The following is a 21,352-nucleotide window of genomic DNA, read 5'->3' on the forward strand; positions in this document are numbered from 1 at the left end:
GCGGACAGCCCGACGGCGGCGCCTCTAATGCTTTTACATGGCGACATTCCCACGCCGCCGTCACGCCCAACCTAAACTTTAATCCTTTCACTTTAAACTTCAAACGATTTAACTAAATTTGCCACTCATCGAAAAAATCAAACCACGCCATGTTACAAATAGCTTACATACGCGAAAATCAGCAAAAGGTCATCGACGCGTTGGCCAAGCGCAATCTTGACGCCGCCGACTTGATCGCAGATGTCGTGTCGGTAGACGAGAACCGTCGGGCCACGCAAGCGGAATTGGACAACACGCTGTCTGAATCGAACAAGCTGTCCAAAGACATTGGCGAACTCATGAAAAATGGCGAAAAGGCGAAAGCGGCTATTTTAAAGGAGAAAACGGTAATATTGAAAGAGAAAAGTAAGGAACTTGCCGAAAAACTCGATGTTTTCGCGAGCGACCTGACGGCAAAATTATACACGATCCCTAACCTTCCGGCCGATATCGTCCCGAATGGTAGAACTGCGGATGACAACGAGACCGTTTTTCAAAGCGGGGAAATTCCTGATTTGCATGGTGAAGCACAGCCGCATTGGGAACTCGTGAAAAAATACGATATCATCGATTTCGAGCTTGGCGTCAAGATCGCCGGTGCCGGATTCCCGGTTTACAAGGGAAAAGGTGCCAAATTGCAACGCGCGCTTATTGCGTACTTCCTCGATAAAAACACAGATGCCGGTTACCAGGAAGTCCAGGTTCCGCATTTGGTGAACGAGGCGTCGGGTTATGGAACCGGACAACTTCCGGACAAGGAAGGCCAGATGTATTATGTGGGTGCCGACGACTTATACCTGATTCCGACGGCTGAGGTTCCGGTTACGAATTTGTACCGCGATGTCATCCTTTCAGAAAGCGAATTACCGGTGCTTAACACTGGGTACACGCCTTGTTTCAGACGCGAGGCCGGATCCTATGGCGCCCACGTTCGCGGCTTGAACCGCCTGCACCAATTCGACAAAGTTGAAATCGTGCGCATTGAGAAGCCGGAGAATTCCTATGCGGCTCTCGACGGCATGGTCGGGCACGTCAAAAATATACTCGACGAACTGAAATTGCCGTATCGGGTTTTGCGTTTGTGCGGTGGCGATATGGGATTTGCTTCGGCTTTGACTTATGATTTCGAGGTATTTTCCACGGCCCAGGATCGATGGTTGGAAATCAGTTCGGTTTCGAATTTTGAGACGTTCCAATCCAACCGCCTCAAATTGCGCTACCGAGACAAGGAGGGCAAAAACCATTTGGCGCACACGCTTAACGGAAGTTCACTGGCTTTGCCGCGTGTCCTTGCGGGAATTATCGAGAATTACCAGACGCCGGAGGGAATCGTGATTCCGGAAGTGTTGCGCAAGTATACGGGATTCGAGATTATCAATTAGAGATTGGGGATTTCCTGTTTGGGTCGTTAAATCGTCAATTGGCTCACGCGCGGCAGACATAACAGATTTTTAAAAAATCTGTTATGTCTATATAAAAATACCCAATCGACACCAATTTCAATTACAGTTTTTCTGCCTATTTTGTTAAAGGTTAATAATATCTTTCCAACGCCTCTATCTTTGTCCGTGCCAATACGTTCCACCGCCAAAAAGCGTTATATTGGAATAGTCTAGCAAAATCCGAAAATGAAACTAAAACTTGCCTTGATCGCTTTTCTGTTTTCGCTTGCTGCGATCGCCCAAAACGAGCAGCTGGCCCAGAATTATTTTGACAAAGGCGAGTTCGAAAAGGCCAAAGTGAGCTATCAGGAATTGCTAAAAAATCAGCCGTCGAACAGTATTTATTTCCAGCGATTGGTCGAGTCTTTCCAACAGCTTCAACAACTTGAGGAAGCTGAAAAGCTATTGCGCGAACGCCTGGAACGCTACAAACAAGGCGGGCTTCTCGTCGAAATCGGATACAATTACCAGCTCAAAAAGGACGATTCCAAAGCGAAAAAATACTACGAGGAAGCGTTGGCCAAGATCAAAGTCAACGCCGGGGATGTTTACAGCGTTGCTTCTTCATTCGAGAAACGCTCGCTTCTCGATTACGCGTTGCGTGCCTATAAACTGGCGCTTGAGAAAGAGCCCAAGATGAATTTCAACTATCAGATGGCGCTGCTTTACGGACAGCAAGGCAATACCGACATGATGATCAACACGTTCCTAGACGAAGCGTTCGCCAATCCGCATAGCACGATCGTGGTGCAGAACCAGTTGTCGCGATTCATGAACGAGGATGCGGACACGAATTTCAACGAGACGTTGCGAAAGGCGCTTTTGGTGCGCGCCCAGAAAGATCAGGATATTTTCTGGAACCAATACCTGAGTTGGTTTTATGTCCAACAAAAAGAATACGGAAAAGCTTTCGTACAGGAAAAGGCGGTCTACAAGCGCAATCCCGAGACATTTTACAACATCGTCAACCTTGCCGAACTCGCCATACAGGAAGACGACTCTGAAACTGCCAAGGAGATTTTCGGATGGATTTTACAGAACACGTCCGAGATCGAATTGCGCGTCCAGGCCAATTTTTACCTGATGGAAATGCGCGTCCAATCGGCGACGGAAAAGGAAAACGCCCAAATAGAGGCCGACTTCAAAAAACTTATGGACGAATTCGGGCTCAATCCGTTTACGCTTCAATTGCAGATCTTATACGCTCATTTCACGGCCTTCAACGCCAACAATCCGGAAGCGGCCAAAAACATGCTCAGACAGTCGCTCGAGTTACAACTCAACCGCTATCAGCAGTCGGACGTGAAAATGGAACTTGCAGACATTTTGTTGTACGAGGAAAAGTTCAATCAGGCGTTGATTTATTATTCCCAGATCGAGGATGATCTGAAAAACGATGCCATCGGGCACGAAGCAAGTTTGAAATCCGCGCGCACGAGCTATTTCAAAGGGGATTTTACCTGGGCACAAGCACAATTCAAGACACTGAAATCGGCGTCCACGCAATTAATTGCCAACGACGCTCTGGAATATTTCCTGCTGATTTCGGACAATACGGTAGAGGATTCCACACAAACGGCTCTGAAGAAGTTCGCCAGGGCCGATTATCTGCTCTACCAAAATAAGTCGAAAGACGCCTTGGCCGCGTTTCAAGCCATTCTCCAAGAATTCAAAGGCAAGGAAATAGAAAGTGTGACGATGTTGCGATTGGGAAAAATGTATGAGAAAGCAGGTGATTTCAACGCCGCGCTGAATCTGTACAAAAGCATTCTTGACAATCATGCTGACGGGATTTATGTAGACGAAGCGCTTTATTATTCGGCAGACATTTACAATTTCCATCTCAAGGAACCCGAGAGAGCCAAGCCGCTTTACGAAAAAATGATCTTTGAACATCAGGACAGTATTCATTTTGTGGAAGCGCGAAAGAAATACCGGACGTTGAGAGGCGACACTAATCTTTAAATCCCAAATTCCAATCTCGTCAATCGTAAATCCGGAGTTGGCCATTGACAAACCCAACTTCCCTTAAGCTTCAAAACAACAAACCATAGATTAACCAATAATGATAATATACAACGTCACCATCAATATACACGACTCCGTCCACGACCAATGGATGGATTGGATGCAGCACAAACACATATCGGACGTGCTGGCAACAGGCAAATTCATTAACGCGCGCATGGTAAAGGTGCTCGTCGAGGAAGAAATGGGCGGCGTTACGTATTCCGTGCAGTTCACCGCCGAAAATCGCGAAATGCTCGAGCGTTATTATGCTGAAGATGCGCCACGGCTGCGAGAAGAGAGCCAGGCGTTGTTTGGCGACCGAATGCTTGCGTTCCGTACCGAGCTCGAACTGATTTCAGACCACAACATCGTTTAGGATGGATAAGGTAAAAGCGAAAAAACATCTTGGCCAACACTTTCTCAACGACGAGAACATCGCCAGGAAAATTGCCGATTCCCTAGTCGGAAGCGGCTATTCCGACGTGCTCGAGATCGGGCCGGGCATGGGAGTGCTCACCAAATATCTGCTCGAGAAGGATTTCACGACCTATGTCATCGAGATCGACACGGAATCGGTGGAATATCTGAATGCGCATTATCCGAAATTACACGGGAAAATCATCTCGAAAGACTTCCTGAAATACAATATCAACGAAGTTTTTGAAGACCGACCGTTTGCGATAATCGGGAATTTTCCGTACAACATTTCGACCCAAATCGTGTTTCGGATGTTGCATTACCGCTATCAGATTCCCGAATTTTCAGGCATGTTCCAAAAAGAAGTGGCCGAACGCATCTGTGAAACGAAAGGCAGCAAAGCCTACGGAATATTATCGGTGCTGGTACAGGCGTTCTACGACGCGGAATATCTCTTTACCGTGAGCGAGAATGTGTTTACGCCTCCTCCAAAAGTCAAGTCCGGCGTGCTGCGTTTGACGCGAAAGGAAAATTATACGCTTCCTTGCGACGAGAAACTGTTTTTCACGGTCGTAAAAACCGCGTTCAACCAACGCCGGAAGCAACTCCGTAACAGTTTAAAAACATTCGGCTTGTCCGAAAAATTGCGCGAAAATCCTATCTTTGACCTCCGTCCGGAACAGCTGGACGTGGCGCAGTTCATTTCGGTAACACAAAATATCCAGGCCGATGGAGTTCAAAGTCAGTAAGGAATTAATCTCGCAGATCGAGGGGCTTATCAGAAGCAAGGACGACAGGCAACTCGAATCCCTGCTCAACGATCTGCACCCTGCTGATATTGCCGAAATTCTAGACGAACTCGACGCCAACGAGGGAACTTACATTTTCAAGATTCTCGATACCGAAAAAACGGCCGAAATACTTCTCGAGCTCGACGACAACATCCGCGAGGACATCCTCGAGCGCCTTTCCCCAAAAGAAATCGCAGAAGAACTTGACGCCCTCGACACCAACGATGCGGCCGATATTATCGCCGAACTTCCCCAAAGCAGGAAAGAAGAGGTCATACTCGAGCTTCAGGACATGGAGCACGCCAAGGATATCGTCGAGCTTTTGCGCTATGACGAGCATTCGGCGGGTGGTTTGATGCACAAAGAACTCGTAAAAGTCAACGAAAACTGGAACGTGCTGACGTGCGTTAAGGAAATGCGTATCCAGGCAGAAAACGTTTCCCGCGTGCATTCGATTTATGTCGTAGATGACGAAGATCGGCTAAAAGGGAGATTGTCACTTAAAGATTTGCTGACGACGTCCACGAAAACGGCGATCAGCGATGTCTATATCCGCAAACTCAACATGGTCAAGATCGATACGGAAGACGTTGAGGTCGCGCGTATCATGCAGAAATACGATTTGGAAGCCATTCCCGTCGTGGACGAAATGGGTCGTCTCGTCGGACGCGTCACGATCGATGACATCGTAGACGTAATCAAGGACGAAGCCGACAAGGATTACCAACTCGCGGCGGGTATCTCACAGGACGTCGAGGCCGATGACAGCATTCTCGATTTGACAAAGGCGCGTCTTCCATGGCTGGTTCTGGCGCTTTTGGGCGGATTTATTTCGGTCCACGTTCTCGGACTGTTCGAAGGAGCCATGAAAGAACACGGCGGTTTGTTCCTGTTCACGCCCCTGATCGCGGCGATGGCGGGCAATGTCGGCGTACAGTCGTCGGCGATTATCGTGCAAGGTCTGGCCAACGACACCATTAGCGGTTCGCTGTTCAACCGATTACTCAAAGAAGTCATGCTTTCGCTTCTCAACGGCTCGATCCTGGCCATCATACTTTTCCTGGGCAGCCACTTTTTGCTTGACGTGGAAACCGTTGTCGGGTTTATCGTGACCATCGCATTGGTTTCGGTTATCGTCATCGCCTCCCTTATTGGAACGTTCATCCCGATTTTACTCGACAAGTTCGGGATTGACCCGGCTCTCGCCACGGGCCCGTTCATAACGACGAGCAACGATATCTGCGGGATATTGATCTACTTTTCGATCGCCAAAATGGTGATTGGGTTTTAGGCGTTTCCGGATTACTTTCGTGCTAAGCGTCAAAGGGTTTTATGTGTGACGTAACGGTTGTCTTCGCTCAAGGTTTGTGAACCGTCGAGGTTGGTAAAGTGCTTCACGCTCTGACAATTTTTAGTTAAATACCACCAAAGCGTTTGATTCTCGGCTATTTTTGTGCACAAGCATTTTTTTATGAGATTTTGGCTGCCGATACTATTGCTGTTTTGTTCGTTGTGCGTCTTCGCCCAGCCGGACACGGGCAAAAACAGGCTCAGCATTCCGCCGGTCACGCCTCCGGAAACAAAAGCGCCTGTAGTGACGCCGCCCAAAAAAGATCCGTATTACGTGCCGCCATCCATCAGCGGCGATCCGATCAAAAATTACAACCTCAATACCGATAAACCGATAAACTTCGGTGCCCCAAAGCCCAAATTTGAGAATCCGGGCGATGCCATAGCCGAGAGAATCAATTCAGAAGGTAGCGGCAGCAAGTCGTTTCCTGAACTGCGCCAGAACAAGCACATGGGCGAATTTCGCGTGACGAGCACGATGATCACCGTTTCCTACCAGGATATCGGGCCTTATGTCGACGGGGAACGCATTACCGTCTACGTCAACGAGCGCGCGGTAATGGAACTCCATATAACCGGCGCGCGCCAATCCATGGAAATACCGCTTTCCGACGGCTTCAACAAAGTTGCCCTTAAAGTAAGCAACGTGGGAACGGTTTATCCGAGCAGTATTTATTTCGAGGTAACCGACGACAAAGGACGGTTGCTCACTTCCGACTCCTGGTTTGCCGATATCGGAATCGTATCGGACATGGTCATCATTAAGGAGTAACCCGATATTTTGGTAACTTTGGAAAAAACGCCAAGTGAAGCCCAAAGTCCTCCACCTCGACACCAATCATCCTATTTTACTACAGCAACTCGCCGACGCCGGGTTTGAAAACCACGAAGATTATACGTCCTCAAAATCAGATATCGAAGCCAAAATGTCCGATTACGAAGGCATTGTGATCCGGAGCCGGTTCAAAATCGATAAAGTTTTTCTCGACAGTGCGACGAATCTGAAGTTTATCGCAAGAGTAGGAGCCGGGCTTGAAAGCATCGATGGGGACTATGCCCAATCGAAAGGCGTAACACTGATTGCGGCGCCTGAGGGCAACCGGAACGCCGTTGCGGAACACTCGCTGGGCATGCTGCTCAATCTTTTCAACAAACTCAACATTGCCGACCGCGAGATCCGCGAAGGGTATTGGAAGCGCGAAAGCAACCGCGGACACGAACTCGACGGCAAAACGGTTGGGATAATCGGATATGGAAATATGGGGAAATCGTTCGCGAAAAAACTCAGAGGTTTTGACGTTGAGGTTTTATGTTACGATATCGTTGAAGGTGTTTCCGACGCCAATGCGAAACAGGTTTCCTTGTCGGAATTGCAGCAAAAAGCCGACGTGCTGAGCTTGCATATCCCGTGGACGCCCGAAACAGACAAAATGGTAGACGCCGGTTTTATCGGTGCTTTTGCAAAATCCTTCTGGCTCATCAACACATCCCGAGGCAAAAATGTCGTAACCGAAGATTTGGTCGCGGCTTTAAAATCGGGAAAGATTTTGGGTGCCGGACTCGATGTTCTCGAATATGAGAAACTGTCCTTTGAAACACTGTTTGAAGGAGAAATGCCGGATGCTTTCCGATATCTGTTAAAGTCAGAAAACGTCCTCCTTTCACCTCACATCGCGGGCTGGACAGTCGAAAGCAAACAGCGTTTGGCTCAGGTTATCGTCGACAAAATCAAAGTGCTGTATTTCGGGACCGATATTCCGCAGGTTGAACAAAGACGCGTAACCGGAATTGGCGGGTTTTTCTTCAAGGCCAAAAATCCCGATGCGCTGAAAGAGTGGTATCGGAATCACCTCGGAGTGCCGGCCGATCAATATGGCTGGACCTTTTGGTGGAAAGACGAACATGGAAATGATGGTTCGACGCAATGGTCGGTTTTTGGCGACGACACAAAATATTTTATACCATCCGAAAAACAGTTCATGCAAAACCTGCGCGTCGAAAATCTCGACCGCCTCATCGTTCAGCTTAAAGGCGAGGGCGTGACTTTGGTTGGCGATCCGGAAACGCATGACTACGGGAAATTTGCGTGGATCCTCGATCCGGAAGGCAACAAAATCGAGCTGTGGGAACCCGTTGACAAAGCGTTTTTGTAATCCCTTGTTTTATTAATTGGATTTTACGTTCTTCGTTTGCCTAAACCAATAATAATCAAACGAACATGGAAGAAATCAGAGAGAACCGGGAAATTCCCGACTTCAACGTAGATCCTGTCCTGGTACTCGTCCTGGGTTTTCTAACCTGCGGATTGTACCTGATCTACTGGAACATCAAGGCGGCACAAGTGCTCAACGCCGTCGCCGGGCGCGAAGTCATTTCGCAGCCGGTGGCAATTTTTGCCGGATGCTGCACGCCCGTAAACATGTATTTTTACTACCTGGCCGGGAAAGAAGCGTTGCCGGTTTTGTACCAAAAAACGGGTCAGCCGCAAAAAGACGAGTCGGTTTTGTTGCTCGTGCTCGGATTCTTTTTCCCAATGATTGCCGCAATGATCGTACAAGGTGATATCAACAAGCTTTACAAATAAGAAGACAAAGTACAAGATTTTAGGAATTGCCGGGGCCGTTTTGACCTTGGCAATTCCTTTTTTTATTCACCTCACGAATGCCGACGGACATCTGGAAACGGCTCAATCGCTGTGTCCGTTCAAGATGCTTACGGGTTTCCCGTGTCCCGGATGCGGAATTACGAAATCGCTCGTGTCTTTATATGACGGGAATCTTATCGAGAGTTTGCGGTACCACATTTTCGGGCTTCCAACGGCGATATTTTGCGTAGGATTGCTGATCCTTCTTCCGATAGAAATCGCTACCGGAAAAGAATATTTCAATTCAATCTTCTACAGCAGGAGATTAGGATGGGCGATGGCCGTTTCCCTAATCGCTTACCACCTGGTGCGACTCGGTTTTTTTGTTACCGATAACAGTTATTCGGATATCCTGCGCGAATCGATCTGGAGTTAGATTTCGCCTTTCTTCTCAAGCTTCTTTTCGAGTTCGGCCTGGAACTCTTCCAAGACAGGTCTCACGGTGCTGTCTGGTAAATCGGCAATTCTGATGTACATCAAACCGTCAACCGAATTGTTGAACAAAGGATCGACGTTGAAAGCCACGACTTTCGCGTTTTGCTTGATATATTTCTTAATGAGCACAGGCAAGCGCAAGTTCCCCGGCTCGACTTCATCGATGATCTTGTCGAACTTGTTGAGGTCGGCTTCAGCCTCGTTAAATACGAAATCCTTGTCGGCATCCTTGAGTTTTACCTTGAATTCTTTCTTAGGAGAAATATATTGGGCCACGTAAGGGTCGTAATAGTGCGACTTCATGAATTCGATCATCAGCGATTTCGAGAAATTCGAAAACTGGTTCGAAATACTCACGCCTCCAATGAGGAATTTGTTCTCAGGATAACGCAATGTCGTGTGCACGATGCCTTTCCACAACAAGAAAAGCGGCATTGGCTTTTGTTGGTATTCCGATGTGATGAACGCGCGTCCCATTTCGATCGACTGGCTCATCATCGGGAACAATTCCGGCTCAAACCGAAAAAGTTCATGCAGGTAAAACCCGTCAATTCCGTATTTCGGATAAATTTCGTTACCCAATCCCATGCGATAGGCACCGGCGATGCGCTTGGCTTCGTCGTCCCACAAAAACATGTGGTGGTAATATTGATCGTATCTGTCGAGGTCGATCGATTCGTTCGTGCCTTCTCCGACCTCGCGGAACGTGATTTCGCGCAAGCGGCCGATCTCGTGCAGGACGTTGGGAACTTTCTCTGCTTCCGTAAAGAACACTTCGTAATTCTTGCTCCTGGTAAAACAAGCGTCGTCGGTTTGGCGCAACATTTCGATCTCTTCAAGAATCTTGTCCTGGTTGGCCGGAAGTACGATTTGTTTTGGTGGCTTGGCGTTGGCCGACAACAATTTGTTGGCATTCAAAAACGACGGATCGTTCTCAAACGCGTTCGCCAACATATAGGTTTTGGTTCTCAGGAATGTCGTATAATCCTCAAGTGAGGCGTATTCGTTCTGTTCCGCTACCGATATGGGTTTGCCGATGCGCACCTTGATCACGCGGTTCTTCTGCGTAAGCAATTCCGATGGCAGTTTCGCCGTGCGCAACGTGTCGCTGATTTTAGACAAAAAGTAGAACATCCAGCTGTTTTTGGCGTGGAAGTAAATCGGTACGACAGGAACCTGGGCTTTGCGGATTACTTTGAGCGCGCCTTCTTCCCACGGTCGGTCGACCATCAATTTATCGTCTTTGAACGTTGAGACTTCTCCTGCTGGGAACATGCCAAGCGGATGCCCGTCCTTCAGATGGCGGAACGTCTCTTTCAATCCCACGACGCTGGATTTGTCCTTATGCGACTCGAACGGGTTGACCGGCATGATGTACGGCTTAAGCGGCTCGATGCGATGCAACAGGAAATTGGCGATGATCTTGAAATTCGGCTCGCGGTCGAGCATGAGTTTCAACAGCAAAATGCCGTCGATCCCGCCAAGCGGATGATTGGAAATCGTGATATAAGGACCTTCTTTCGGCAGGCGTTTGAAGTCTTCTTCAGGAATCTCGAATTTGATCTGGAATTCGCCGATTATGGAGTTCAGGAAATCGACAACCGGCTCATCTTTATGGCGATTGTAGATTTTTTTCAGGGTAGAAATACGAAGCACTTTCATCAGCACCCAGCCGGCAAAAGTCCCCAAAGCCCCGTATTTGTCAGCATTTATCGCACGAGCGATTTCTTTAGCGGTGACGAGCCCCATTTAGTTTGGTTTATCGGGCAAAGATAGGAAAATTCAGGTAGGTTAAGTGAACGTTACTCGTGCATTTCTCGCAAAAATTCGACGCTGAAACCGGGTTTGATTGGACAATCGGCAAAAATTATTTTGAATGATAAAGTTTGAAATTTAAACGGAGTGACCGTAAATTTGGGCATGCGCGATGACAAGGTCGGCCTCCGCATCGGAATTCCAAATCAATTCAACGAAAATGAAAATCATTTCCTACAACGTCAACGGCATCCGCGCCGCCATCAACAAAGGCTTCATCGAGTGGCTCAAAGCGGCAGATCCAGACGTTATTTGCCTCCAGGAAACCAAAGCCATGCAGGAGCAAGTTCCGACCCATTTGATAGAAGAAGCCGGGTATCCTTACCATTATTGGTTTTCGGCCGAAAAGAAAGGCTATTCCGGAGTAGCGATCCTGTCCAAGATAAAGCCCAACCACGTCGCCTTCGGAACCGGGATTCCAAGCATGGACGCCGAAGGCCGCAACCTGCGCCTCGACTTCGACGATGTTTCCGTGATGAGTTTGTATTTGCCGTCGGGTACGAACATCGCGCGCCTCGACCACAAGTTCCAATACATGGACGATTTCCATCACTATATCGACAATCTCAAGCGCGAATTGCCAAGCCTGATCGTCGGAGGTGATTACAACATCTGCCACACGGCCATGGACATTCACGACCCGATCCGCAATGCCAACGTTTCCGGCTTTTTGCCGCGCGAACGCCAATGGCTCGGCATGTTTCTCGAATCCGGGTTCATCGATTCGTTCCGCCATTTCAACAAAGATCCGCACCATTACACCTGGTGGACGTACCGCGCCAACGCCCGGGCCAACAACAAGGGTTGGCGTCTCGATTACCTGCTCGTCACGTGCGAAATGGAGCATCGCCTAAAGCGGGCGCTGATCTTGAAAGATGCCCATCATTCGGATCATTGTCCGGTGCTTGTTGAAATCGAGTGAATAACTTTTTGGAATGCCTGACAAGCCGCCAACCGCACTGTTTACTTTTGTAATCAGGAGCCGATCCGGCTTTCCGTTGCCATCTTTTGTCATAAACGCCATTTTTGCGCTGTTTGCCGCGAGCTTCCGTTGGTCGCTGCCGCAATCAGCCAAAAAACAGCGTTTAGTTCCAAAAGGATGTCCACTGCAATCCGGGCTAATTCCGGGTACAATAAGAATTCGCAGTTAATGGTTCAACGTGCCACACCACGCCAACCTTAAACTTTAAACCAAAAAACATGACCAAAAGAATTTCCGTAGCGCTTCTTATCGCGATACTTTCAACTTCCTGCGTGTCCAAAAAACTGTACACGGAACTCGAAGACAAATACGCCAAGCTAAAAAAGGAGAACCGCACGCTTGCTGACACGAACGACAATCTGACGAAAGAAAAGAATCAGCTCGACCTTGACTACAAAGCGCTTCAGGACGAACTCGCCAAAACCAGATCGGAACGCGACAAATTGCAGAACGACTACACGGCGGCCTCGAATAACCTTAAAAATCTGCAGTCGTCTTATTCAGCGCTGGAGAAAAACAGCAATGATGAGCTGCAAAGCAACATGACCAAAAACCGGGAATTGTTGGCCAAACTCGAAGCAAAAGAGAAAGCGCTGGCCGCAGAACAGGCACGTCTCGACAAACTCAAGGCAGACCTTCAATCGAGCTCGCAACGCCTTGCGGAGCTTGAAAACATGATGGCGCAGAAAGACGCCGCGATGAGAAAACTGAAGGAAACCCTCTCCAAGGCGCTCAACAGCTTTGAAGGGAAAGGGTTGACCGTCGAACAAAAGAACGGAAAGGTTTACGTCTCGATGGAAAACAAGTTGCTGTTCGGTTCAGGAAGCTGGGCAGTTGGAACAGAAGGTCGCCGCGCCGTTACCGAAGTAGGAAAAGTACTCGGCGACAATCCGGACATCACCGTTCAAATCGAAGGCCATACAGATGACGTCAAGTACCAAGGTTCCGGCCAGATCGCCGACAACTGGGATTTGTCTACGAAGCGCGCAACGGCGATCGTCCAGATCTTGCTGGAGAACAAAAACATCAACGCGACCAATATTACGGCGGCCGGTCGAAGCCAATTTTCACCAATTGCGCCAAACGAAACTGCCGAAGGCAAAGCGAAGAACAGAAGGATCGAAATCATCCTGACTCCAAAACTCGACGAGATATCCAAAATGCTCAACGAGATATAACCAATAGAAATGAAAATGAAAAAGGTTCCCGATGAGGAACCTTTTTTTGTTTTAGTCTACTGCAAGTTTGGTTTTGTACGTGTTGCCTTGTCCATCCTCGAGCCAAACCATATAGACGCCGCGGGCAAGGTCTCCGGTCACGAAATGGCCGCCCATCGTATTTTCTATGGTTTGCTCTACGACCACTTTACCGGTATTTTCATAGATCCGGAATTGAGCCGGATAGGGAATATTAGGTGCGTCGAGAAACACTTCGCCGTCGGTCGGATTCGGGAACAGTCGCAATCCATGTCGCGCAAAGTCGTCGGTTGCGAGCGATGAGTCGGTAATTTTGTAGATCGTTCCGCCGCCATTTACATAGAGTTCACCTTCAAAATCTTCTCCAAACGTCGTTACCGAACCTGCGAAACTGAGGTTGTTCGTCCAGGTAATGCTGTTGCCGCCGGGCGCAATCCATCCGAGTTCGCTGATGCAAAAATCCGAAAAGAAATAGCGACCTTCAAAATTCGGATAATCCATTCCGCGGTAGACGTAGCCGCCCGTCACCGAACATCCGCCGGTAGCGTTTTGTACATATTGCGTCAACGGCATCGTCATCGTACCGATAGCACCACATCCCGCAGTGTTGTAAGGGACATTGCCTTCGTAACATCTCCATCCGAGATTGAGTCCGGGAGTTAGAGGCGCGGTCAGGTGATTGATTTCTTCAATGTTTTCCTGTCCGACATCGCCTATCCACAAATCGCCATTGTCGCGGTCAAACGACCATTTCCAGGGATTTCTCAAACCAATATGGAAAATTTCGTCATTTCCGGCCACTCCAACGTAAGGATTGGTCGCGGGAATTCCGTATGGCGCGGTTCCGTCTACGTCGATGCGCAACAATTTGCCGAGATTCTGGGTGATGTTTTGGGCGTTGTTGTTTTGGTCGCCCCCACCGCCGCCGTCTCCGGTTCCGATGTAGAGATAGCCGTCAGGGCCAAACCGCAACGAGCCGCCATTGTGGTTCGCTGCTCCGGGATGTGGGATGGTAAGCAACGGTGTCCCGCTGTTTGCGTTGGCTACATCAGGGTTTCCACTTACGGAATAACGCGAAACGACCAATGCGCCGTCTCCGGCCCTTGTGTAGAACACGTAGAAGAATCCGTTAGTGTTGTAGTTCGGGTGAAACGCCAGTCCCAAAAGACCGCGCTCATTTCCAGTAGCGATCGTCGAATTGGTAAGCGTAAGGAAGTTGGCAGGATTGATGGCACCTGTTGCCGAATTTACGATGCGTATGGCTCCACCTTGCTGGACGACGAACAATCGGGCATCACCCGCATTTTCGATTGCGACGGGAGAGTCGAATCCGGAGGCAAGGCTTTGAAGCGCGATTGTCTGTGCAAACGACGCAAAACTTGCCATTACTAACATAAAAAATAAAGGTGTTTTCATGACTTGTGTTTTTAGGTTGGAACTAAGTTACTATTTCAGAACTGTTTACTGTATAAGCGTGATGATGAAACCTTACATAATTTGTTGCTTACCAAGTGATTATTCGCAAAATGTCATTTTTTTCATTATTAATTGTCGATTAAGTGACATATTTTATCGACGAAATACATTGTGTTTTGTAGGTTTTTTCGTTATAATATCCAATTATTGAAATACGATGCAAAATTTTTGTGTTCGTCGGATGCCCTTGTTTACAGGGATTCTCGGCCCTTCACAACAGCGAAAACGTTTTCGTTACGATTGTAAGAAAAACAATATGTGTTAAAAAAACTTGTGCATTTCATCGATGATTTTATACATTTGGTCGATGATTTGAAAATTTCATTTGCAAAACAAAAACCACAACAAACATTTGGACGTAAGGATTTGGGCCTTACCATTTCAACCTCAATCTATGAAAACAAACTACTCTAAGGAAAACTCTGCCGAAAAAATACTTTGGGTGCTTTTAGGAGTTATGATCTTTCTTTTCGTCTTCGCCGCCAAAGCGCAATGTCCGGGCTCACCTCCAGGAAATCCAGCGTTTTATCCTGCCGATTCATGGCGGGGCTACGTATATTCAGGGCTCGACACGAACAATCCTCCGCAAAACGCGTTTCAGGCTTCGACTTATCGCGGCTATGTAACGCAGTCTGAGCAATTCGACTGGGATCTCGTCAACGCCGCACCAACGGCTTCGACCGTCTGCGGCAGTTACCCGGATTCGTTTTCAATTCGGTATCGGATGCGGAAAAATTTCGCCTCGGGATATTATCTTGTAACGATAGGAGGTGACGACGGCGTCCGTCTAAGTATTGATGGCGGTTCAACATGGGTTATGTCCGACTGGAATTACCATAGTTACCAGACAACGACAGCCACTATTTACCTCAATGGCTCAACCGATATGGTCTTGGAAAGCTACGACCAAGGCGGACAATATCACGTCAGCTTTTCGTACTCGCTATGCCCGAATCCGTCGACGGCACCAACTGCTATCACTGGTACGACTGCAATCTGTGCCGGAAATTCCACCACGCTTTTCGCTACCGGCGGAAACATATCAACAAACGGTGTCTACCAATGGGGAACAGGAACGGTTGGCAATAACGTCATCGCCGGCGCGACCGGGTCTTCGATAACTGTCAGTCCGGCTACGACTACGACTTATTGGGTCAGGAGGATAGATCCGGCTCCGTGCACGGTTACAACTACTGCTGTAAGCCAACAAGTTACAGTTACGGCTGCTTCGACGGCTCCGACGTCCATTTCTGGCAATACCACCATTTGTTTGAACAACAGTACGACGCTCACCGCGACTGGCGGAACGCATGCCCCGGGATCGGTTTATGAATGGGGAACCGGCTCTGTCATTGGGTCGAACACGATTTCGGGAGAGTCCGGAGCTTCCATAACTGTCAGTCCGAATACGACCACGACGTATTGGGTAAGACGTATCAATGCCGGAAATTGCGGCCGAACAACTGCGGTTACAGTTAACGTTAACGTAGTGCCACCGGCGGGCGATCAGGTTTCATACGGAAATAACGCCTGGACCGGCTACGTTTATTCTACCATCAACGGGAATAACCCGCCAACCAATGCGTTTACCTCTACGTATCGCGGCTACATTACCCAGCCGGAGCAATTCGACATGAACCTTGGTGCGGCAGCTTTGACAGGGGCAAATCTTTGCGAGGCGCAACCCAGCAATTTTGCGATCCGGTTCAAGATGAACAAGGTCTGGATGGCCGGGTATTATACCTTTACCGTTGGTGGAGACGACGGCTATCGCTTCAGTATGGACGGTGGCGCAACCTGGGTCTTGTCTAATTGGGCGGACCATTCGTATCAATCGTCCCAAACCGCTTCGATTTTCCTTAGCGGAAGCCGGGATTTCGTCATCGAATTTTACGAGAGAAACGGAGACACACGCGTCACATTCAGTTATGTCGCTTGCACGAATTACTCGACGGCCCCAACCTCGATTTCAGGAAGTCCCTCATTGTGCAACACAGACGGCGGCGTCACGTTGAACGCTGTCGGAGGAAATGCGGCCAATGGAGTACAGTACGTTTGGGGAACCGGCAACGTTATCGGAAATAACATCTTCAACAACAACGGAGGGCAAAGCATTTACGTCAACCCGAACACGACCACAACTTATTGGGTCAGGAGATACGACCCAACCTGCAACCTCTACACAGATGGCGTAACGGCTGTCGTCTATAAAGGCTCAACCGGGCCGTGGAGCATTTCAGGAGCAGGAACGGTCTGTGCCAATACCACCACCACGCTTACCGCTCAGGGCGGAACACCCGGGACAGGAAGCGTTTACCAATGGGGAACGGGCAATACGCCAGGCCAGAATGTGATCGCGGGAGCCACGGGCGCTACGGTAAACGTCAGTCCTGCTGCCACGACAACGTACTGGGTACGCCTCGTTGACCAGGGAACATGTCCTGGGACGAACGCTGTTTTCTATACCTTGAACACATATGTTGCGCCAACCGCTCCGACCTCCATTACGGGAACATCGCCAATTTGCGCGGGAGCAGGCGGAACGACTTTATACGCGCAAGGTGCGACGCTCGGCAGCAACGGCCAATATCAATGGGGAACGGGAGCAACCGTAGGCAGTAATGCAATCGGCGGCGTTACGAGCAACAATATGTATATCAACCCGACTGCGACCACTACCTATTGGGTGCGCGCTTACGATCCGGTTTGTAACCGATATACAACAGGTGTGACCTATTCCGTGACGGTCGCTACGCCTTCTACAACTCCTACGACCCTGACGGCTTCGAGCACGAACGTTTGCAGCGGTGCGAACGTCACGTTGACGGCCTCAGGCGGTACGGTCGGAACGGGATCGGTTTACAATTGGGGAACAGGATATACCGTCGGCCAGAATGTGATTTCGGGCCAAACCGGGGCTTCCATTGTCGTAAATCCGACGGTTCAAACCGTATATTGGGTCAGAAGAGTAGATCCGGCTCCGTGCAACACACAAACCCAAGGTCCGACGATCGTCATCAATGTAACGACACTATCGTCAGGCCCAACCTCGCTTTCCGCAACCTCGCCCGTGTGTTCCGCAACACAGACAACGCTAACGGCATCGGGAGCCACGTTGGGAAGCAACGGCCAATACCAATTCGGCACGGGAAATACTCCCGGAAACAATGTCATCAGCACCCAAAACGGGAATACCTTTAATGTCAATCCGACCATCACGACGACGTATTGGGTGCGCACCATTGACAACGGTTGCGCGACGACGTCAGCTGCAGTGTTTTTCACCGTTACCGTCCACACGGCGTCCACAAACGTAACGAGCGTAACGGGCCTTAACACGATCTGTCTCGGCTCGAGTACCACGCTTACCGCAAACGGAGGCGCCTTGGGAACCACTGGAAGCTACCAATGGGGGACGGGAACTGTCGGAAACAATGTCATTACAGGCGAAACAGGTGTTTCCATAACCGTCAGCCCGACCGCGACTACAACATACTGGGTGCGCCGCAGGGACGAATCTCCTTGTAACACCACGAGCGGTCATGCTACAAGAACTATCACAATCGTGCCTCCTGCCGCGGGTCCGACTTCGATAAACGGAGCGCCATCGGCATCTGCCTGCTCGGGATCGACATACACCTTGACAGCGGTCGGAGGTTCGGGATCGAATACGTTCCAATGGGGAACGGGAACGGTCGGAACCAACATCATCGCAGGACAGACAGGAGCGACGATCAACGTTTCGCCGACTGTCACCACGACGTATTGGGTAAGAAGAGCGTTGACATCGCCTTGTTCCGGATATTCATCTGAAGCGACAACGACGATAAACATAACGGCTCCGGCGGGTAACCCGACCGTATTCGGTGCGAACCAATGGAACGTTTACGGATATTCCACCGGCGACATCAACCTTGCTACAGCGGTATACGCCGGATATTATGTCTCGTCCGATCTCAACATCGATACGCAAAACGGCACGAACAGCTGGAACAATCAAAATTCGCCTTCGAGCGCTGCCGGATGGGTCGGATGTCCGATTCCCGTGGACAACTTTACGTTTGTCTACAAAAGGCGCGGCTTTACCTGCGGCACTTACACCTTGGCACTCGCCAATTGGGACGACCAGGTGCGCGTGTTCGTAGACGGCGACCTCGTTTTCAGTTGCGACAACTGGAGCGGAGGCGGCGGATGCAACAACGGCGTCATCACGGGAAGTTTCAACTTGAGCACGACTTCAACGATTGAAGTGCGCGTCAGGGAAAATGCAGGCGGGGCCAACCTTAAACTCGATTTCACCAAAACCGACATCGCCTCGACGGCTCCAACGGCGGTAAATGGCGGCACTACATCGTGCGGAGGCGCATCGGTAACACTTACAGCCACTGGAGGGACAACAGGAACCAACGGCACTTTTCAATGGGGAACGGGAACTGTCGGAAGCAATATCATTACAGGCGAAACGGCTGCATCAATCACCGTTACGCCATCGGTGACGACGACATACTGGGTTCGCCGACGTGACGCGCTTTGCGGATTGACGACCGCTCCGATTTATACTACGATAACAGTCGGAAGCCCGGCAGTTGCGGGAACATTGAATTCACCGTCGACAATTATCTGCCGCAACGCCATTCCACAGGACATTACTTTATCCGGACATACCGGAAACGTAGTCAAATGGCAATACGCAACCAATTCAGCGTTTACCGCGGGCGTGACCGACATCGGCAATACAAATGCGACGTTGACATCGGCCCAGATCGGAAACGTTCCGGCCACGAGATATTTTCGAGCCGTCGTGCAGAACGCGGGTTGTCCTGAGGTCTACACCGCTCCGGTTGTGATCACGATTTTACCGACTGTAGTATATAACGGGACGTGGAGCGGAACGCCTACTTCCCAAACGCCGATTACGGTTTCGGCCAATCTCAATATTACATCGACGGTAAACGCGTGTGCCTGCCAGGTGACGAACAACGCGGTAATTACGGTTCAACCGAATGCCAACCTGATCGTACAGCGCGAGATCATAGTCGAGCAAGGATCTAATATAGTTGTGGAAAATTCCGGAAGCATCGTACAGGTCGAAGACGACGCCGTAAACTTGGGTCCGGCAACGATTAAGCGAAATACTGCGCCAATGAAAGGCTTCGACTTCACGTATTGGTCGTCCCCGGTTCATAACTGGACGCTTTTCAACCTTTCGCCATTGACGCGCTTCGACAAATATTACAGTTTCAACCCGGCTACCAACAGTTGGATCACCCACCTGAACGGAAACGAAAGCATGGCACCGGGACGAGGATATATCGTCCGTGCACCTGCGGGATGGAGCCTGACCAACGCAACACATGGAGTTTACAACGCCACTTTTACAGGCATAATGAATTCAGGCGTCGTATCGGCCCCGCTCACAAAAGGGGCAGGAACGTTTAACTTGCTGGGCAATCCGTATCCGTCGGCGATTGACATCGATTTGTTTATTACCGATCCGGCAAACGCTGGTCTGGTGAACGGGACAATCTATCTGTGGACGCACAACACGGCCGTGAGTGCCAGCATTCCCGGTAACGCTCAATACAATTACACGGCAGACGATTACGCCAAATACAATTTGACGGGAGGCGTCAAAACGGCGAGTGCCGCTGTTTCGGGAGGCGTTACGCCAACCGGCAAAGTAGCGTCCGGACAAGGGTTTTTCATCGAGACGAAACCAGGATTGGCCAATGGGAATTATCTTGCAACATTCCGCAATGCGATGCGTGTAGCGGGACAAAACAATGAGTTTTTCAAGCCGGCAGCCAATGCCTCGACCGCAATTACGCAAACGGAAGGGCTCGAAAAGCATCGTTTTTGGTTGAACTTTTACAATAACGACGGCGCCTATGATGAAATGCTTGTCGGATACATCCAAAATGCGACCAACGAAATGGATCGCCTTTTCGACGGCCCGGTGTTCAACGGAGGCAACTTCGTGAGCCTCTATACGCTTTTGGGCGACAGCAAGCTTTCGATTCAAGGTCGCGCATTGCCTTTCGATGCCTCGGATGTGATTCCGGTCGGATACAAATCATCTGTAGCCGGAACGTTCACGATCGCACTCGAAAACTTCGACGGATTGTTCGCCGGACAAGCCATCTACTTGCTCGACAAAACCGATATGAGTTATCACAACCTCTCGGAAGGAAGCTATTCGTTCACGACAGCGACCGGAACGTTCAACAGCCGTTTCGAGATCCATTTCCAGAACGGTTCGCTCGGAGAAGGAGAGCATACGCCGGACGCGAACAGCGTTTATATCGTGAAAGTCGACAAGCATATCGAGATCAGCTCAGGTAATTACAACATGGCCGAGGTCCAGATTTTCGACCTTACGGGTAAAAAGATCTACGATAAAAACTTGATCGACACGACTCTGTTCAGCACCAAAGACTTGAACGTGGCCGCCCAGGTGCTCATCGTAAAAGTTACTTTGGACAACGATGCCGTCATTACCAAAAAGGTCATCATGTATTAAATATTAGGTTGTTTTATAGTTGTTAGTTTAGGAAATCCCGTCTGGTTGGCGGGATTTTTTATTGGAATCGATCCTGAAGTTTCGGATTGATTTGCGAATGAGGATTTTTAAGAATAAGGACGGTTTTTATATACATCGCCTAACGGGAAATTGACGAAATTACCTTCAGGGAAGGGGCCGATGTTTATCCCTAAAAAATCAGACGCGATTTCAGGTACAGAAAAACCGGAAAATT

At 49.4% G+C, this 21,352-nt stretch carries 14 protein-coding genes and 1 pseudogene; 13 read left to right on the forward strand and 2 right to left on the reverse strand.

Translation table 11 applies throughout. The annotated features are described in order from the left end of the window. Nucleotides 1-149 precede the first annotated feature (149 nt). The 10 genes and pseudogenes from serS (at nucleotide 150) to HC229_RS04545 (ending at nucleotide 9,069) form a co-directional block, all read left to right on the forward strand. Entirely contained in the window at nucleotides 150-1,421 is a 1,272-nt protein-coding gene (gene serS, locus HC229_RS04505) for a serine--tRNA ligase (RefSeq protein WP_191019268.1), read from the forward strand. 246 nt (nucleotides 1,422-1,667) lie between these two features. After that, nucleotides 1,668-3,446 carry a tetratricopeptide repeat protein gene (locus HC229_RS04510; RefSeq protein WP_191019269.1) on the forward strand — a complete coding sequence of 593 codons (1,779 nt, stop codon included), beginning with the start codon at nucleotides 1,668-1,670 and terminating at the stop codon, nucleotides 3,444-3,446. Nucleotides 3,447-3,546: 100 nt separating this feature from the next. Further along, on the forward strand, nucleotides 3,547-3,867 hold the full coding sequence (locus tag HC229_RS04515; RefSeq protein WP_191019270.1) for a DUF4286 family protein: 321 nt from the start codon (nucleotides 3,547-3,549) through the stop codon (nucleotides 3,865-3,867). Nucleotide 3,868: 1 nt separating this feature from the next. Further along, nucleotides 3,869-4,657: a 16S rRNA (adenine(1518)-N(6)/adenine(1519)-N(6))-dimethyltransferase RsmA gene (gene rsmA / locus HC229_RS04520; RefSeq protein WP_191019271.1), complete on the forward strand. Its 789-nt coding sequence runs from the start codon at nucleotides 3,869-3,871 to the stop codon at nucleotides 4,655-4,657. Beyond that, nucleotides 4,638-5,990, forward strand: a complete 1,353-nt coding sequence (gene mgtE, locus HC229_RS04525; RefSeq protein ID WP_191019272.1) for a magnesium transporter — start codon at nucleotides 4,638-4,640, stop codon at nucleotides 5,988-5,990. The genes rsmA and mgtE overlap by 20 nt, the downstream gene beginning before the upstream one ends. A 180-nt stretch (nucleotides 5,991-6,170) precedes the next feature. Then, nucleotides 6,171-6,821: a hypothetical protein gene (locus tag HC229_RS04530; RefSeq protein WP_191019273.1), complete on the forward strand. Its 651-nt coding sequence runs from the start codon at nucleotides 6,171-6,173 to the stop codon at nucleotides 6,819-6,821. Nucleotides 6,822-6,855: 34 nt separating this feature from the next. Beyond that, nucleotides 6,856-7,791: pseudogene (locus HC229_RS04535) on the forward strand (2-hydroxyacid dehydrogenase); the annotation flags it as partial. Further along, nucleotides 7,783-8,202 carry a VOC family protein gene (locus tag HC229_RS16710; RefSeq protein WP_332871632.1) on the forward strand — a complete coding sequence of 140 codons (420 nt, stop codon included), beginning with the start codon at nucleotides 7,783-7,785 and terminating at the stop codon, nucleotides 8,200-8,202. The pseudogene HC229_RS04535 and the gene HC229_RS16710, both read left to right, overlap by 9 nt. A 65-nt stretch (nucleotides 8,203-8,267) precedes the next feature. After that, nucleotides 8,268-8,633, forward strand: coding sequence for a DUF4234 domain-containing protein (locus HC229_RS04540; RefSeq protein ID WP_191019275.1), 366 nt, complete (start codon nucleotides 8,268-8,270; stop codon nucleotides 8,631-8,633). A 46-nt stretch (nucleotides 8,634-8,679) separates the two neighbouring features. After that, nucleotides 8,680-9,069 carry a DUF2752 domain-containing protein gene (locus tag HC229_RS04545; protein WP_223845521.1) on the forward strand — a complete coding sequence of 130 codons (390 nt, stop codon included), beginning with the start codon at nucleotides 8,680-8,682 and terminating at the stop codon, nucleotides 9,067-9,069. Here the strand turns inward: HC229_RS04545 and HC229_RS04550 are convergent. Further along, nucleotides 9,066-10,877 (reverse strand): GNAT family N-acyltransferase, encoded by a 1,812-nt coding sequence (locus tag HC229_RS04550; protein WP_191019277.1) that lies wholly within the window; start codon nucleotides 10,875-10,877, stop codon nucleotides 9,066-9,068. The two genes, HC229_RS04545 and HC229_RS04550, sit on opposite strands and share 4 nt — an antisense overlap. Nucleotides 10,878-11,103: 226 nt before the next feature. Between HC229_RS04550 and HC229_RS04555 the strand changes: the two genes are divergently transcribed. Further along, a complete protein-coding gene (locus tag HC229_RS04555; protein WP_191019278.1) occupies nucleotides 11,104-11,865 on the forward strand; it encodes an exodeoxyribonuclease III in 762 nt (253 codons plus the stop codon). 278 nt (nucleotides 11,866-12,143) lie between these two features. Then, complete coding sequence (locus HC229_RS04560; protein ID WP_191019279.1) at nucleotides 12,144-13,103, forward strand: OmpA family protein; 960 nt, start codon at nucleotides 12,144-12,146, stop codon at nucleotides 13,101-13,103. A gap of 51 nt (nucleotides 13,104-13,154) precedes the next feature. Here the strand turns inward: HC229_RS04560 and HC229_RS04565 are convergent, their stop codons facing one another. Further along, nucleotides 13,155-14,537, reverse strand: coding sequence for a PQQ-dependent sugar dehydrogenase (locus HC229_RS04565; protein ID WP_191019280.1), 1,383 nt, complete (start codon nucleotides 14,535-14,537; stop codon nucleotides 13,155-13,157). Between the two features lie 454 nt (nucleotides 14,538-14,991). Between HC229_RS04565 and HC229_RS04570 the strand changes: the two genes are divergently transcribed. After that, the gene (locus HC229_RS04570) at nucleotides 14,992-21,117 is read left to right on the forward strand and encodes an Ig-like domain-containing protein (protein WP_191019281.1); all 6,126 of its coding nucleotides are present in this window, start codon (nucleotides 14,992-14,994) and stop codon (nucleotides 21,115-21,117) included. Nucleotides 21,118-21,352 lie beyond the last annotated feature (235 nt).

Origin of the sequence: Flavobacterium selenitireducens, assembly GCF_014748335.1 — a bacterium.
GTDB classification, from domain to species: domain Bacteria; phylum Bacteroidota; class Bacteroidia; order Flavobacteriales; family Flavobacteriaceae; genus Flavobacterium; species Flavobacterium selenitireducens.